Genomic DNA, 16,200 nt, shown 5'->3' on the forward strand with positions numbered 1-16,200 from the left:
GAGTGTGAGTAAAGATGCATATTTTAGAAGAATTAGAAACAAGAGGGTTAATTAATCAGGTTACCGATAGAGAAGGATTAGAAAAGCATTTAGCTGAAAATGAAGTAACATTATATTGTGGTTTTGATCCAACTGCGGATAGCTTACACATAGGACATCTTGTACCATTAGTGATGTTAAAACGATTCCAAAAGGTAGGACATAGACCGATTGCTTTAGTTGGTGGCGGTACAGGAATGATTGGTGACCCTAGTGGTCGTTCAACAGAGCGCTCTTTAAATACGGAAGAAGTAGTAAAAGGGTATAGTGAAAGCATAAAACAACAAATATCTAAAATACTTGAAGTAGATCAGAATGAGAATGAAGTAGTAGTAAGAAATAACCATGAATGGTTGGGAAGCATGACAGTTATTGATTTCTTGCGTGATGCGGGTAAACATTTTGGTGTCAATTACATGCTTGCTAAAGAATCTGTTTCTGCTCGTATTGAACAAGGGATTTCCTTTACAGAATTTAGTTATATGATTTTACAATCCTTAGATTTTCAACAATTATATACACGAGAAAATTGTACATTGCAAATTGGTGGAAGCGACCAATGGGGTAACATTACAGCTGGTATGGAATTAATCCGTCGAGCAAGAGAAAATGAGGAAGATGAAGTAAAAGTATTTGGTCTTACAGTGCCACTGATTACAAAGGCAGATGGAACTAAATTTGGAAAAACTGCAGGTGGTGCGATTTGGTTAGACCCAGAAAAGACGAGTCCATATGAGTTCTATCAATTCTGGATAAATACGGATGACCGCGATGTAATGAAGTTCTTACGCTACTTTACATTCCTGAATGAAGATGAACTACATGAGTTAGAACAAGAAGTGGAAAATCATCCAGAAAACCGAATGGCTCAAAAGCGATTAGCTGAAGAAATGACTAGAATGGTTCATAGTCAAGAAGCAGTTGAACAAGCACAGAAAATTACAGCTTCATTGTTTAGTGGAGATTTAAAATCACTATCTGCAAGTGATATTGAACAAGGATTTAAAGATGTTCCTTCAATCCATGCAAATAAGGAAGATATAGGCATTGTGGATTTATTGGTGAATGCCAAAATTTCATCATCTAAACGACAAGCTAGAGAAGATGTTACCAATGGTGCTATCTATATTAATGGAGAACGAAAACAAGATCTTCAATATGTTGTTTCTGAAGCAGATCGAATTGAAGGGAAATTTACGATTATTAGAAGAGGGAAGAAGAAGTATTTCTTGATTCAATATAACAACTAAGTAAAAGTTATGAAAAAGCTCGGGTAGTGAATGTAACCAGTTTGATTACATGATGCCTTTAATAAGTTAGCAAAAACCAAACTAATATCAAATTCATGGATTTGATATTAGTTTGGTTTTTTCATTTATGTAAGTTAATAGAATAATACATTATCGCTGGGTGCGGATATAGGCTTCTTCCTCTTCTGGAGTTAGGACTCCTGTTGCCCTTCCGATATTTCCACCTTGTATTTCCCAAATTGTATTATGGTCAACGTCTGCTGTTGTGAAATCTCCTTTTGCCCATTTTTCTAAAATAGTTCGATAAATTTCCTCATGTTTAAGTGATGTGGCATCAAGACCTTCAAGTAACCAATGTATTCTCTCGGGTGTTATTTGATAAAAGCCCCATTTTTGCTCAGCCTTTACTTTTTGGTGACTCATTCCATGGATATATTCTTGATAGTCTGCGTCGGTCAATTGATCTGCTGTTTTACTTTGTCCAAATGGATTTAATCCTTGTTCTTTATAGGACGCTGCTTGTTCTTCTGTAATGGTACCACCTATCGATTCTCGAATGTCTTCTATGGATTTAGATACATTTGTTTCATTTGTTTCATTTGTTTCATTTTTGTCATTTCTTGCTTCTTTCACATCAGAAAGAATTAAAAATCCAAAGTATCCAAGAATGGAAATAGCAATAATGCATAAAAAGACTATCAATTTATTCATACCAATAATAACCTCCCACTACCTAGTTTATTATAGGAGCGTTCAAAAATAAATATTCAATTTTCTAAAAAGGCAATCTACTGAAGCGGGGGAGGACTTGCATAAGGGGAGATTATAGAGATAAAAGAAAAAAACCCTGAAATTCAGTTAAGATACTAAATCCCAGAGTTTTTAAGGTTTTATTAACGAGAATAGAATTCTACGATTAATTGTTCGCTAATTTCAGATGGTAATTCAGAGCGTTCTGGTAAACGATTGAATGTACCTTCTAATTTGTCAGCGTCAAATGTTAAATATTCTGGTACGAAGTTTGTTACTTCGATTGCTTCTTTCACGATGTCAAGATTTCTTGATTTTTCGCGAAGACCAATTGTTTGACCAGGTTTTACTAGGTAAGATGGAATATCAACACGAGATCCATCAACTGTCACGTGACCGTGGTTTACAAGCTGACGAGCTTGTCTACGAGTACGTGCAAGACCTAAACGATAAACAAGGTTATCAAGGCGAGATTCAAGAAGTACCATGAAGTTTTCACCATGAACACCTTTCATTTTACCAGCTTTATCGAATAGAGTGCGGAATTGACGTTCGTTCAATCCATACATAAAGCGTAGTTTTTGTTTTTCTTGTAATTGAAGACCATACTCAGAAAGCTTTCTGCGTTGGTTAGCTCCGTGTTGCCCAGGAGCATAAGGGCGTTTATCTAGCTCTTTGCCAGTTCCAGTTAATGAAATGCCAAGACGACGTGATTTTTTCCATACAGGACCAGTATATCGTGCCATAGGACATTTCCTCCTTTTTATTTTATTTGCATAAAATAAAATTCCAACCGTGATCGCGCCAAACACCATTATGTTTTCATGTACCATCGCTCCAGCAGCTGAGAGTTACGCGATACACCTCGTTTTGAGGAACAAAATGGACAGTTTGGTGATTCACTTAGGCTGCCTTATTATTTTACACAAAGAATAGTATATAATTTTTTTGGAACTAAGTCAATGATTCATTTTATAAAAAGGTTGAATAACGTGCTATTTCTTATGATAAAATGGTAAATTTAAATCAATATATTATATAATAGCAATAAATAAAATCCTTTGATAGGTGATTATGATGAATATTAGCTCTATACAAGAAAAAATCAAATTAATTAACTATAATTCACTTACTACTGTATCACCTACTGGTAAGGACAATTTCTATCAAAATCTATCCACTAGTTTATATAATTTACTGGATTTAGATTTTATTTGTATATACACCTATGATCAGAGTCACAAACAGCTTCTATTAGTTGCACAAACCAATGATTCATTTGAAGCATTTTCAAATAAGATTGCAGATCCTCATAATAAGTATTGGAATGCCATTATAGATAATCAGCCCTTCATGAAAATTGTAGAGGAGGATAATGTATTTTCTTCTGCTAACACGAAAGAGACTACAATAGCTGTTCCTATACAGCCGTCATGTGGTCCGGCTGGAATAATTGTACTAGGTATAGATTCCAAACAAGGGTTAGCGGAGGAGCTTTTAATCACAATCAAAGTGGAGCTAGAAAGGTCATTTACTGTTGTTAATGAAGTCATCCAATCAAAACAAAATGAAGAAAAATACCAAACATTATATGATATTACGTCTACATTTTTAGTTTTAAATAATAAAACGGAAATATATACAGAAATTATCTCTAGCATCCGTCGTATTTATCCTGACTATACATTTTACTTATTATTAGCACAGGATCATGATGAGACATTAGGTTTACCCATAAGGGCAATTGAATTCAGTGACGATTCAACGAAACTAGCTAGCTCACAGGCCTTTTTAAAGGCGGAAATTCAAATAGAAAACCGAATTCAGAAGAAAAACACGTGTATATATGCGCCTTTGAAGGGACACCAAGGGGTATATGGCGTACTACAAATTATTATCCCCATGATAATAGACTTTCCAGAAGAAGAGATTGCGTTTATCAGAAAGTTTGCTAATACAGCCGGAAAAGCTATTGAAAGTACTATTTTATACCAAAATTCGAAGCACCTTGTATCCGATTTGCAATTGATTAATGACCTAACTCATCAATTAAATTCAAACTTAGATTTAACGGAAATAACAAGGCTTGTAAGAGATCAGATAATAAAAATCTGTAAACCTTCAGAAATAGGATTCATCTATAAAAAGCAGGAGATGGCACATCATTTTGAGGCAATTGGTGGTAGTACGGCATTTTTTGAAACATTGGAAGGCCGTATGGTAATGCGTACTTTCGTATCCGATATACTAAAACGTAAAGAAGCCATTTTTTCAGGAGAATTTACATCTAAGGATGCTTATTTTCCTTATCACTCTGTAATGGCTTTACCGATGATTAATGCGGGAGAGGTAAATGGTGTTGTCATCGTACTTCATCAAGATTCGTATGCTTTTTCATTTGACGAGTTTAAATTATTACAATCAATCATTCGTCACTCTACGTTAGCTTTTGTTAATACAATTCTAAAAGAACAATTACAAAAGGCAGCCTCGACAGATTATTTAACCCAGTTAAATTCACGAAATTACTTGGATGAAAAAATAATACAGCATATGAAAAGTGGGGAAATGGGGACATTAATTTTATTTGATATTGATAATTTTAAACTAGTTAATGATACATATGGTCACTATATTGGGGATGAAGTAATTAAGCAAGTAGCAACCATTATGAAGTCCAATATTGAGAGCAGGGATGTTGCAGCTAGATGGGGTGGAGAAGAACTTGCTATTTATCTACCTAATACGGAAATAAATGAGGGAGTTCAACTAGCTAGAAAAATAAATACCCAAGTAGAAAGTTTTACAGAACCTAGGGTGACGTTATCGGCAGGTGTTTCTTCTTGGACAAAAGCATCTGATGACTCGGCTAAGAACTTCTTTGTTCGAACAGATAAAGCCCTCTATGACGCCAAAAACTATGGAAAAAACTGTGTCGTGAAATATAGCATAGAAGAACAGGAAGAAGACAATCTACACGCTTAGTTATGTAAGGATTTGGGATTATTAGAATTAAGTATCGCATTGAGAAATCAATTAGCTGACTTCTAATTTAAGAAAAATAGGTTAGCACGGTATGCCTTTATACAAATCGAAGTTAAATATCGTTCTCTTACGTGTATTAGTTAAAACAAAAAGAGAGGCTGGGACTTAACAAATAGAATTAATTGTAAAACCGAATGACATAAAACGCTAGCTCCGGAAATATACGTAGACTTCTGCGGGAGGATAGGCATAGGTGAGACCCCGCAAGTGCATAGCATGAGGAGGCTCACCAGCCGCCCGGGGGCAAGGTAGACACTGCGATGGTCTTTTCGAGCAGATGTCGCCCCTGTGCTGGAAGTAACCGTAAGTATATTTTCGGAGCGTGGTCCTTGCTCATCATTCGATTTTTCCTATAAGATAAATTCTATTGTCCCAGCCTCTTCTTTGTATTGCTTTTGTTACGCGGGGCGTCTCTCGAAACGGGTATGGACGAATAAATTATTGTATGAAACCTAAAGATATTTCGTTAATTCGGTAACAAATTTCTCCAAGTATACTTGATCCGTTTCATCAAAGCGATCTAATATCGGGCTATCAATATCTAGCACACCGAATATTTCACCATCTTTTATAATTGGAACAACAATTTCTGATTTACTTGCACTGTCACACGCAATATGCCCAGGGAATTGATTAACATCTTCAATTCGCTGTGTTTTACGTTCTTTAACAGCAGTACCACATACACCTTTTCCATAACCAATGCGAATGCAAGCTGGTAATCCTTGGAATGGTCCTAAAACAAGTTCGTCATCTTTCCATAAATAGAACCCCACCCAATTGGTTTCATCAAGAAATTGATTTAATAAGGCAGAAGCATTGGATAAATTAGCAATAACATCTGTTTCACCATCTACTAATGCTAATAACTGTTTAATTAATAGTTGATAATCTTTTACTCTATCACCAGAATATAAACTCGATTGAAACATAGATAAACATCCTCCCTAAAAATAGTTATAATTAATCCTGATGAATGAAGCAGGATAATTTATTTTTCTGTCGTATTAATAATATATATGAAACTAAATGATTACGAAAGGAGTTGGATTCAATGAAAGATTCCCCTACTAAACGAAAAGTAGTTGAGGCTGCTTCCTCCCTTTTTTATCAAAAAGGATTCCATGGTACTTCTGTTCGTGACATCGCAGAAAAAGCCTCTGTTAATGTTTCCTCTATAAGCTACTACTTTAAAGGAAAGCAGGGACTATTAGAGTATGCTGTCTCACGTTATTACGAAGAATATTTAGCAATCATTGAAGCAACTCTAGAAGAATCAGGTGATGATACCCCTAATGAAAAATTGAAAAAATTAATACATAAGATTATACAATATAAACATAGTAACCTACAATTATCCTGCTTTATACATCGTGAATTATCCATGGATTCTGTGTTTGTTCGTGAAATGGTTGTTACCTACTTAGCGAAAGAAAATTTCATTATTGGAAATGCATTCTCCGCTGTAGTTAAAGGAAGTAACGCAGATAAACAAAAATTAGATCGGCAATTTTTACTGATGCAATTAAAAGGTATGCTTGTAACACCTTATGTTTTACATAATGAATGGCGGAGTCAGGTCGTAGGGGATTATTCGCATTCATTATTTGTTACCAAATATGTTCAGACCATTCATCAATGGATTGATTATATAACCCGATAAGAAAGGAAAAGAGGCTGGGACAAAAGTAAAACAAAGGTAGTAAAAAAAGAACAATCACCACATTAGCCCAGGAAATATACGGAGACTCCTGTGGGAGGAAAGGCATCGGTGAGACCCCAGGAGAGCGTTAGCTCTGAGGAGGCTCACCAGCCACCCGACGGTAAAGAAGACACTGCGAGGTCTCTTCGAGCAGTTGTCGCACTTATACTGTGATAAAGTGTAAAGAAGACACAGCGAGGCCTTTTCGAGCAGCTGTCGCCCCTGTTCTGGAAGCCACCGCAGGTATATTTCCAGGGCGGGTTTGATGCGTTCGGTTTATCCTATGTTAGAAATAGTTTTGTCCCAGCCTTTTTTCATTCTAGTGTAGCTAAAAATTTGAAGGAATTATATAACTACTCACATAATCTGACAAAAAATCACTTTTTTAATTGATTTTTTTAGCCAAAAATCGCGGATACATGGTATTATAATGATTATAGAAAAATAGCTTTACATGATAAGAGAATCATTTTTATATAAAGGAATTTCTTCTTGGGATTTTTTAGGGGGCTTTACTATGGAATATATTATTGGAATTGTACTTGTCATAATCGCACTAATTATTATAAGCCTTATTATGAGAAAGAGAATTTATGATTTAGTTGACCGTCTAGAGGGCTGGAAGCTCGATGTCATGAACAGAAATGTATCTGCGCAGTTAACAAGAATTAAAGCGTTAAATCTATCTGGTGAGACGCAAGACCGATTCGAATCTTGGAAGGAACGATGGGATTATATTCTTTCAAAATCGCTTCCAGATATTGAAGAATATTTATTCGATGCTGAAGAGGCCGCGGACCGATTCCGTTTCTCGAACGCAAAGAAGATTCTGCGAAAAACGGAGCAGAGCTTACAAACAATTGAAAAAGATATTGATAAAATTCTTATTGAATTAGATGCATTAGTTGAATCAGAAGAAACAAGTCGTAAAGAAGTGGAAAATATTCAACCCGCAATTAAGCAGTTACGTAAGAAAATTGCACAGAATAGATTCCAATATGGAAAAGCGGAGTTGCGTTTTGAAGTAGAGATTGACGAACTAGCAGAGATGCTAAATCAATACCACGAACTAGTGGATTTAGGGAATTATACTGAGGCGAAAGAATTGGTAGACTCCCTAAAAGAACGTCTAGATTTACTTACAGTCGAAATGGAAGAATTTCCAGAAATATATCGAGCATGTAAACAGGACATTCCTGCCCAAATAGATGATTTATATGCTGGAATTAAAGAGATGAAAGAAGAAGGATTCCGCATTGATCATCTAGGGTTTGAAAATGAATTACAAGGGTACCAACAGCGACTTTTAGATTGTGTTATCGCACTAGAAAAGGGAACATCAACAGAAGCGAGAACCTTAATGAAAGAGGTTGAAGATCGTATTCAGGAAATGTATCAATTGTTGGAGAAAGAAGCAATTGCCAAGAATTATATGGAGACCCAAGTTCCAAGCTACCAAAAGTCAGTAGAAGAAATTGCGGCATCTTTTGAAGAAACGAAATCAGAGGTTGACTTATTGAAGCAAACGTATTATTTTGATGATCAAGATATGGAAAAATATCTATCATTGGAAAAGAGTATTGGACAGCTGCAAAAAATATTCGATGAAGTTGTAGAAGGTCTAGAAGAGGATGATATGCCTCATTCAGAGCTTCGAACACAGCTGGAAACTGGATTTAATCAGTTAGAAGAGCTTTTTGAAAAGCATCATGATTTTAAAGCAAGTATTTATAACATGAGGAAAGACGAGATAGAAGCGAAAGAAAAATTAGCTGATATCCGTGAACAAATTAATGAGACGAACCGCAAGATTAAAAAGAGTAATATTCCTGGAGTACCAAATTTTATTTGGAATTCAATGGACGAAGCTTTAGAGAAAAGTAATCATGTATTAAAAACATTGGAGAAAAGTCCTTTAGATATTGCTGAAGTACAGCGCTCATTAACAGCAGCTAAAGCAGCAGTGGATTTATTGGTAGAGCAAACGGAAGTCATGGTAGATCAAGCTCGTTTAACTGAACAAGTTATACAGTATGCTAACCGTTACAGAAGTAAATACCCATTGCTTGCTGCGAAGCTATTAGAAGCAGAAAATTTATTTAGAAGTTATGAATATGAAGTAGCATTGGAACAGGCTGCTAAAGCACTTGAAGAAGTGGAGCCTGGTGCGTTAAAGCGAATTGAAGAACATCAATTAATATAAAAAATAAGAATGGTCAGTGAGGCTGCTTTATGGAAAGAGATTTCCTAAAGACAGCCTTCCGTTTTGTGTTTGGTATGGAGTTAAGATAAGATTAAAATCTTTCACGTTATTGGAAGTTTTTCTATAATGATATTTTGGGATTAAATACGATATGAGTTGTTATAAGCAGCTCTCATGTTGCAATAAAAAGTGATAAAAGGAGGATTTTTCATGATATATCTAGATAATAGTGCAACCACGAAACCACATCCAGAAGTATTACAAAGTTTTCAACAGGTATCAACCAGTTTCTTTGCAAATCCTTCTTCTATCCATATCCTTGGTGGAGAGACGGAGAAACTTCTACTAAAATCGAAGGAACAAGCTGCGAATCTTCTGAACGTATATGAGGATGAAATTATCTTCACATCAGGTGGTACAGAAGGGAATAATATTGCCATTAAGGGAATAGCATTACAGCATCAAGGGCGAGGTAAGCATATCATTACCTCTGAAATTGAACATCCTTCTGTCTATGAGGCATGTAAAAGTTTAGAAGCGCTAGGGTTTCAAATAACCTATTTACCTGTAAATGAAACTGGTGTTGTGTCTGTTGAAGATGTAAAACGTGCGATTCAACCGGATACAATTTTAATTAGTATTATGCATGTTAATAACGAAATTGGTTCCATTCAACCCATAAAAGAAATTGGTGAAATTGCTAAAAACCATCCAAAGCTCTTCTTCCATGTGGATCATGTTCAGGGCTTAGGGAAGGTACCGATTACCCTTTCTAATAGTGGAATTGACTTGTGTACGATGTCAGGACATAAAATCCATGGACTCAAAGGTACTGGTATCCTGTATAAGCGTAGAGGTGTAAAGCTATTTCCTTTATTCCACGGTGGAGACCAAGAGCTAAAAATCCGCTCTGGGACAGAAAATCTAGCTGGTGCGGTGGCGTTTGTAAAAGCACTACGTCTGATTAAAGAAAGACAAGTGAGGGATTCGGAGAAATTATTCCAATTAAACCTTTATTTACGTCAGGAATTAGGAGAAATAGAGGAGGTCGTTATTAATTCTTCTGAGCAGGCTGCACCACATATCCTGAACTTTTCAATTCCTGGATTAAAACCTGAGGTAATGATTCATACTTTAGGAAAGCAAGGGATATTTATTTCAACAAAATCCGCATGTTCGTCTAAAGATTTAGATGAAAGTAGAATTGTAAAGGCATGTGGATTCTCGCAAGATAGGGCGAAATCGGCATTACGTGTTAGTCTTACCTATGACAATACAATGGACGAAATAAAAACGTTTATTCATAAACTGAAAGAAGCAATAAACCAACTAAAAGAAGTAATGGAGTAGATAATAATGGAATTTGATCATATATTAATTCGCTACGGAGAACTAGCGTTAAAAGGTAAGAATCGTAAACTATTTGTAGAAAAGTTACAACAAAACATTCGTCATAAATTAATGGATTATCCAGAAGTAAAAGTGAAAAGAACCCAAGGGAGAATGTTTATCCTATTAAATGGAGAAGATCCACAACCTATTATGGAGAAGGTTAAGCATATCTTCGGAATTCATAGCCTAAGTTTAGCGATAAAAGTGGAAAATGAATTGGAAAGCATTAAAGAAGCTGCTTTATATGCGTTGACAAATGCAGAAGAAGTGAAAAAATTTAAAGTTACTGTAAAACGTATTAATAAAGGATTTCCAGTACGATCTCAAGAATTGAATCAAATCTTAGGCGGACATCTCTTAAGCCATACCGATTCATATACGGTAGATGTACACAACCCAGATTTAGAAGTAAAAGTAGAAATACGCCAAGAAGCTACTTACATTACTTCAAGTGTTGTACGAGGTGCAGGGGGACTTCCAGTAGGAACCTCTGGTAAGACGCTATTACTGTTATCCGGAGGAATAGACAGTCCAGTTGCAGGCTATCTTGCGATGAAGCGTGGTGTTGAGATTGAAGCAATTCATTTCCATTCGCCACCATTTACAAGTGAACGAGCAAAGCAAAAGGTGTTGGATTTAACAGAAAAATTAGCAAGCTTTGGTCCAAGTATTAAAATCCATATCGTTCCGTTTACGAAGCTTCAACAAAAAATATTCCAAGAAACACCTGATGGATACGGCATGACGGTAATGAGAAGGATGATGTTACGCATTAGTGAAAGAGTGTCTCAAAAGGAAGGTATCCTTTCCATGACAACGGGTGAAAATTTAGGTCAAGTAGCAAGTCAAACAATGACTAGTATGAATACGATTAATGAGGTTACAAATTATCCGATTATAAGACCGTTAATAACAATGGATAAAGATGAAATCATAGAGATTTCAAAAAACATTGATACCTTTGATATTTCAATAAGACCTTACGAAGATTGCTGTACTATCTTTGTACCAAAAGCACCGAAAACAAAACCTAAACGAGATCGCGTGAACTATTTTGAATCTAAGTTTGATTATGAGGATTTAATTCAAGAAGCAATCGATGGTATAGAAGTCGTAAGAATTACCGATAAGAAGAAAGCAGAGGATGCTTTTGAAGGTTTATTTTAACCAGTAGTATATTTAGCAACACTTACCAATTAATAATATGAATGTTTCACCTCTAATACGCACATTATAAGTGTACCAAGGAGGTGAAATACCATGGCAAACAACAATAGCAACAATTCTAACCAATTACTTGTACCTGGTGCTGAACAAGCGCTAGAACAAATGAAGTATGAGATTGCTCAAGAATTTGGTGTTCAACTTGGTGCTGATACAACTTCTCGTGCTAACGGTTCCGTTGGTGGAGAAATCACAAAACGTCTTGTTCAAATGGCTGAACAACAGTTTGGTGGATTTAACGGTTAATACTAATTAAATAGTTTAAATGGCTGAGGACCATTCTCTACCCGAGGATGGTCCTCTTTATATTTGTTTATGCATAAAAAATGGAAACTTGTGGCAAACTATCGTTATTAAATCGTGGAGATGGAAGCATGGCTTGGATAATTACTGCGCTTGTAATATGTATCATCGTAATACTACTTCTTATCCTAAATGTGAAGGTACGAGTTTATTATCGATATCAAACAACGAATCATTTTATGACAGTGGATATATATTATATCCGACTACGAATCATCCATCGGAAACTGGTTTTAAATGACCAGCCTCAAAAAGAAAAAACGTCTATCCTAGACATACTCGAAGAAATGGATTTGGAAGATTACAAAGACATGAAGCAAGTCGTACAAACCGTAATCCCTTCGTTCAAAGAAATGAAGAAGATAATCAAAATGATGATGAAAAGTATTGTCATCCATCAATTATCATGGAGAACGGATTTTGGTACTGGTGATGCCGCTTCAACTGGCATTATGTCTGGGGGGGTCTGGATGATGAAAGGAACAGTTGTTAGCTTTTTTCATGAATTATCTAACCTAAGCTGCCAACCGAAACTATCGGTCACACCCCATTTTCAACAAAGAGGACTATATTCTGAAATAGATTGCATTGTATCTATCCGATTAGGAAAAGCTATTCACACCGGGTTACGTTTATTACGAAATAGTAATTTTAACAAGGAAATATATACTTAGACAAGCAAATTTATAAAGGAGGATAACAATGGAGGAACATCCGATTCAAGGTCTTATGACGACAGCTATGGAAAGTTTAAAGGATATGGTAGAGGTCAATACAATAATTGGTGATCCTATTGAATCTCCAGATGGAAGTGTCATTATTCCAGTGTCAAAAGTAGGGTTTGGATTCGCTGCAGGTGGAAGTGAATTTGTACCAAGTGATTCTGGCTCCGGATCTGGGGGAGATAGCGATAGTACTAGTAGTGAAGCGGTATTCCCATTTGGCGGTGGTAGTGGTGGTGGTGTATCGATTACACCGGTAGCCTTCCTAATTGTAAATCATAAAGGAATTAAAATGGTACACCTCGATCAGAACACCCATATCTATGAAAAGCTAATAGACTTTGCTCCAAAAGCTGTTGAAAAAATTCAGCAGCTACTAAAAGAGAGTAGCCAAAATAAAGGGCAAGGATCCAAAGAGAAACAAAAGAGTAATGTAACGAAAGATAGTGGAGAGAAGAATGATAAAGACGTGGATGAAAACAAGCAATCTGGGGATAAAAAGAAAGAATCTGATGAAGCATCAATCTACGATATTTAAGACAATGGCGATTCTTTTCTTGGAAATCGCCATTTTATTCTACTATAATAGAAATAAGTCTATGGAATAGGAGGAAGAAAATGGTTAATGTTACGTTTAAACAAGAGCCAGTTACATTAGTAGGAAACGAATTAAAGGTCGGGGATCAAGCTCCAGATTTTAAGGTCCTTACGAATGACTTAGAAGAAAAATCACTAGCAGATTACAAAGGGAAGATTAAATTAATAAGTGTCGTCCCATCGGTTGATACGGGTGTTTGCTCAATACAAACAAATCGTTTTAATGCAGAGGCGCAAAAGCTAGAAAATGTACATGTTCTAACGGTGAGTATGGATTTACCTTTCGCTCAAAAGCGCTGGCGTGAAGTGAATAATGTAGAAAGTCTTGAATTACTTTCTGATCATCGTGATGCAGATTTTGGTGAAAAATATGGCGTTTTAATAAAAGAACTTCGTCTTCTTGCTCGTTCTATATTTGTAGTAGATTCCAGTGATAAGGTTACATATGTTGAATATGTTCCTGAAGTGTCAGACCATCCTGACTACGATAAAGCACTAGAAGCGGCTAAACAGGCAGAATAAAGTATGAAAAAGTCTCCCGCTATAGGTATTGATTCCCAAAGATTCTTACATTGGGGTTATACCTTATAAGGGGACTTTTTTTCATTAATCTTAAGTGAAATAAAAATCTTCTGTCTAAATCATTATCTTGTACAGGGTGTGCTGCATCTGATACAATATAACGGGTCTCAATGGAACGGAGGATTATAATATGGAAAAAACAAAGGTTGAAAACTTGTTTGAATGGATGGATGAGACTACCCAAGTCATTGAACAACATTTAAATGAGCCCTATCTGGATAGTTTAGTTCTGGCATTAGAAACACTCTATTATCAGAGTCCGGAAGAATCGATGGATGATATCCTCACACATAAACTGAATACAGCATTAGAACGCATTCAGTTGAACGACTATCATTCTGATGATATACGCAAAGCTATTCAGTTTGCCGTGTTAAAAGGAATGAAGGATACGACACAACAGCAGCATCTGATTACCCCAGAAGCTGTCTCGTTACTTGTAGGTTATCTCGTTCAAAAATTAGTCAAAAGTGAAACGTTACGTATATTTGATCCAGCTTCAGGCACTGGTAATATGCTAACAACCGTTATATCACAATTAGATACATCAGTTGAGGCTTACGCTAGTGAAGTGGATCCAACTTTAATACAATTAGCATTAATTAGTGCTAATTTACAAAAAACACCTATTGAATTTTTCCATCAGGATAGCCTAAGACCCTTCTTATTAGATCCAGTAGATTTAATTGTCTCGGACTTGCCTGTAGGGTATTATCCAGACGACATTCGTGCAGCAAGCTATGAATTGAAAGCAAAAGAAGGCCATTCTTTCAGTCACCATTTGTTTATCGAGCAAAGTTTAAATTATACAAAACATGGTGGCCATTTAGTATTGATGGTACCGAACTTCATTTTTGAGAGTGAAGGAAAGGACGAGCTACATGCTTTCATTCAAAAACATGCCCATATCGTTGGGGTAGTTCAGCTACCGGAAAGTGCTTTTAAATCTAAGAAAAATGCTAAATTCATATTAATCTTGCAGAAGAAGGGGAAAAATACAGAGGGACCGAAGCAACCATTATTAGTACAACTTCCTTCGTTGAAAAACACTAGTGCGATGGAGGATGTCTTAAGTAAAATGAATAATTGGTTTAAAGATTACCATAACAACAGGAGTGAACAAAATTGACAAACGTATTAGCTATTAATGCTGGAAGTTCATCGTTAAAATTCCAGCTCATTCAAATGCCAGAAGAGATTGTAAAAGCTAAAGGGCTTGTAGAAAGAATTGGCTTACCTGAGGCGGTATTTACATTTGAAGTAGACCAAAAAGATAAACAAATTACCGATATACCGAACCATGAGGTGGCAGTAAAATTATTATTAGACAAGCTTACATCATCCGGAGTAATTCAATCATTAGATGAAATTAATGCTGTTGGACATCGTATTGTTCATGGTGGTGAAAAGTTTAATGACTCTGTTTTGATAACGGAACAAGTTATTAAAGATATAGAAGAAGTTTCTGAACTTGCACCATTACATAATCCAGCAAACTTAACAGGGGTTCATGCTTTTAAGGAAGTTTTACCAAATGTACCAATGGTAGCAGTCTTTGATACAGCTTTCCATCAAACAATGGAACCTAAGTCATATTTATATAGCTTACCATATGAGTTTTATGAAGAATATGGTATCCGTAAATATGGCTTCCACGGGACATCCCATAAATATGTTTCACAACGTGCGGCGGAAATAATGGGTAAACCGATTGAAGATTTACGTTTGATTTCCTGTCATTTAGGAAATGGAGCAAGTATAGCAGCTATTAAAGGTGGTAAATCTATTGATACTTCTATGGGATTCACTCCTTTAGCTGGTGTAACAATGGGGACACGCTCTGGTAACATTGACCCAGCGTTAATTCCATATATTATGGATAAGACAGGGAAAACAGCAGAAGAAGTTATCAATGTACTGAATAAAGAAAGCGGAATGCTTGCGTTATCTGGATTTTCAAGTGATTTGCGCGATATTGAAGGTCAAGCAGATACAAATAAACGTGCTGAACTAGCACTTGATGTGTTTGCAAGTAGAATTCATAAGTATATTGGATCTTATGGTGCAATTATGTCAGGAATTGATGCAGTTATTTTCACAGCTGGTGTTGGTGAGAATAGTGACACGATTCGCGCTAAAGTTTTAAACGGATTAGAATTTATGGGTATTTATTGGGATCCAACATTAAATCATGCAGCAAGAGGCAAAGAACAAATGATTAGTTACCCACATTCACCTGTGAAAGTTATCGTTATTCCTACCAATGAGGAAGTAATGATTGCCCGTGATACTATCCGTCTAGCACAATAACCTAAATATACTAAAGATTAGTGGGTAAAGTCATCGATGGATGGGTTTACCCACTATTTTCTTTTAGAGTTATAGTGAGAA

15 protein-coding genes are annotated in these 16,200 nt (G+C 35.9%); 12 read left to right on the forward strand and 3 right to left on the reverse strand.

From position 1 onward, the window contains the following. Window positions 1–14: 14 nt before the first annotated feature. Window positions 15–1,289, forward strand: a complete 1,275-nt coding sequence (gene tyrS, locus ACSKT4_RS07875; RefSeq protein ID WP_465823142.1) for a tyrosine--tRNA ligase — start codon at window positions 15–17, stop codon at window positions 1,287–1,289. Between the two features lie 150 nt (window positions 1,290–1,439). Here tyrS and ACSKT4_RS07880 read toward each other — a convergent pair whose 3' ends face one another. Together ACSKT4_RS07880 and rpsD are read right to left on the reverse strand one after the other, a co-directional pair. Continuing rightward, window positions 1,440–2,000, reverse strand: coding sequence for a DUF6241 domain-containing protein (locus ACSKT4_RS07880; protein ID WP_465823144.1), 561 nt, complete (start codon window positions 1,998–2,000; stop codon window positions 1,440–1,442). Between the two features lie 182 nt (window positions 2,001–2,182). After that, window positions 2,183–2,785 carry a 30S ribosomal protein S4 gene (rpsD, locus tag ACSKT4_RS07885; RefSeq protein ID WP_186871335.1) on the reverse strand — a complete coding sequence of 201 codons (603 nt, stop codon included), beginning with the start codon at window positions 2,783–2,785 and terminating at the stop codon, window positions 2,183–2,185. A 331-nt stretch (window positions 2,786–3,116) separates the two neighbouring features. Here rpsD and ACSKT4_RS07890 point away from each other — a divergent pair, with 331 nt between their 5' ends. After that, entirely contained in the window at window positions 3,117–5,024 is a 1,908-nt protein-coding gene (locus ACSKT4_RS07890) for a sensor domain-containing diguanylate cyclase (protein ID WP_186871336.1), read from the forward strand. 512 nt (window positions 5,025–5,536) lie between these two features. Here the strand turns inward: ACSKT4_RS07890 and ACSKT4_RS07895 are convergent. Beyond that, on the reverse strand, window positions 5,537–6,016 hold the full coding sequence (locus ACSKT4_RS07895; protein WP_186871337.1) for a GAF domain-containing protein: 480 nt from the start codon (window positions 6,014–6,016) through the stop codon (window positions 5,537–5,539). Between the two features lie 122 nt (window positions 6,017–6,138). On the opposite strand from ACSKT4_RS07895, the gene refZ reads away from it, so the two are divergent. From refZ to ACSKT4_RS07945, 10 genes are all read left to right on the forward strand, one after another. Continuing rightward, complete coding sequence (refZ, locus tag ACSKT4_RS07900; protein WP_186871338.1) at window positions 6,139–6,747, forward strand: forespore capture DNA-binding protein RefZ; 609 nt, start codon at window positions 6,139–6,141, stop codon at window positions 6,745–6,747. Between the two features lie 556 nt (window positions 6,748–7,303). Next, on the forward strand, window positions 7,304–8,989 hold the full coding sequence (ezrA, locus tag ACSKT4_RS07905; protein WP_186871339.1) for a septation ring formation regulator EzrA: 1,686 nt from the start codon (window positions 7,304–7,306) through the stop codon (window positions 8,987–8,989). A 210-nt stretch (window positions 8,990–9,199) separates the two neighbouring features. Then, entirely contained in the window at window positions 9,200–10,339 is a 1,140-nt protein-coding gene (locus ACSKT4_RS07910; protein WP_186871340.1) for a cysteine desulfurase family protein, read from the forward strand. A 6-nt stretch (window positions 10,340–10,345) separates the two neighbouring features. Further along, window positions 10,346–11,548 carry a tRNA uracil 4-sulfurtransferase ThiI gene (thiI, locus tag ACSKT4_RS07915; RefSeq protein ID WP_465823145.1) on the forward strand — a complete coding sequence of 401 codons (1,203 nt, stop codon included), beginning with the start codon at window positions 10,346–10,348 and terminating at the stop codon, window positions 11,546–11,548. A 93-nt stretch (window positions 11,549–11,641) separates the two neighbouring features. Beyond that, a complete protein-coding gene (locus ACSKT4_RS07920; protein ID WP_211742594.1) occupies window positions 11,642–11,851 on the forward strand; it encodes an alpha/beta-type small acid-soluble spore protein in 210 nt (69 codons plus the stop codon). Window positions 11,852–11,979: 128 nt separating this feature from the next. Continuing rightward, window positions 11,980–12,582 carry a DUF2953 domain-containing protein gene (locus tag ACSKT4_RS07925; protein ID WP_211742595.1) on the forward strand — a complete coding sequence of 201 codons (603 nt, stop codon included), beginning with the start codon at window positions 11,980–11,982 and terminating at the stop codon, window positions 12,580–12,582. A gap of 28 nt (window positions 12,583–12,610) precedes the next feature. Then, window positions 12,611–13,168, forward strand: coding sequence for a GerW family sporulation protein (gene ytfJ, locus ACSKT4_RS07930; protein WP_211742596.1), 558 nt, complete (start codon window positions 12,611–12,613; stop codon window positions 13,166–13,168). Between the two features lie 80 nt (window positions 13,169–13,248). Then, the gene (tpx, locus tag ACSKT4_RS07935; RefSeq protein ID WP_186871345.1) at window positions 13,249–13,749 is read left to right on the forward strand and encodes a thiol peroxidase; all 501 of its coding nucleotides are present in this window, start codon (window positions 13,249–13,251) and stop codon (window positions 13,747–13,749) included. A 190-nt stretch (window positions 13,750–13,939) separates the two neighbouring features. Beyond that, complete coding sequence (locus ACSKT4_RS07940) at window positions 13,940–14,938, forward strand: class I SAM-dependent methyltransferase (protein ID WP_186871346.1); 999 nt, start codon at window positions 13,940–13,942, stop codon at window positions 14,936–14,938. After that, on the forward strand, window positions 14,935–16,119 hold the full coding sequence (locus tag ACSKT4_RS07945) for an acetate kinase (RefSeq protein ID WP_186871347.1): 1,185 nt from the start codon (window positions 14,935–14,937) through the stop codon (window positions 16,117–16,119). The genes ACSKT4_RS07940 and ACSKT4_RS07945 overlap by 4 nt, the downstream gene beginning before the upstream one ends. Window positions 16,120–16,200 lie beyond the last annotated feature (81 nt).

It is taken from the genome of Ornithinibacillus liuyingii, from assembly GCF_055550225.1.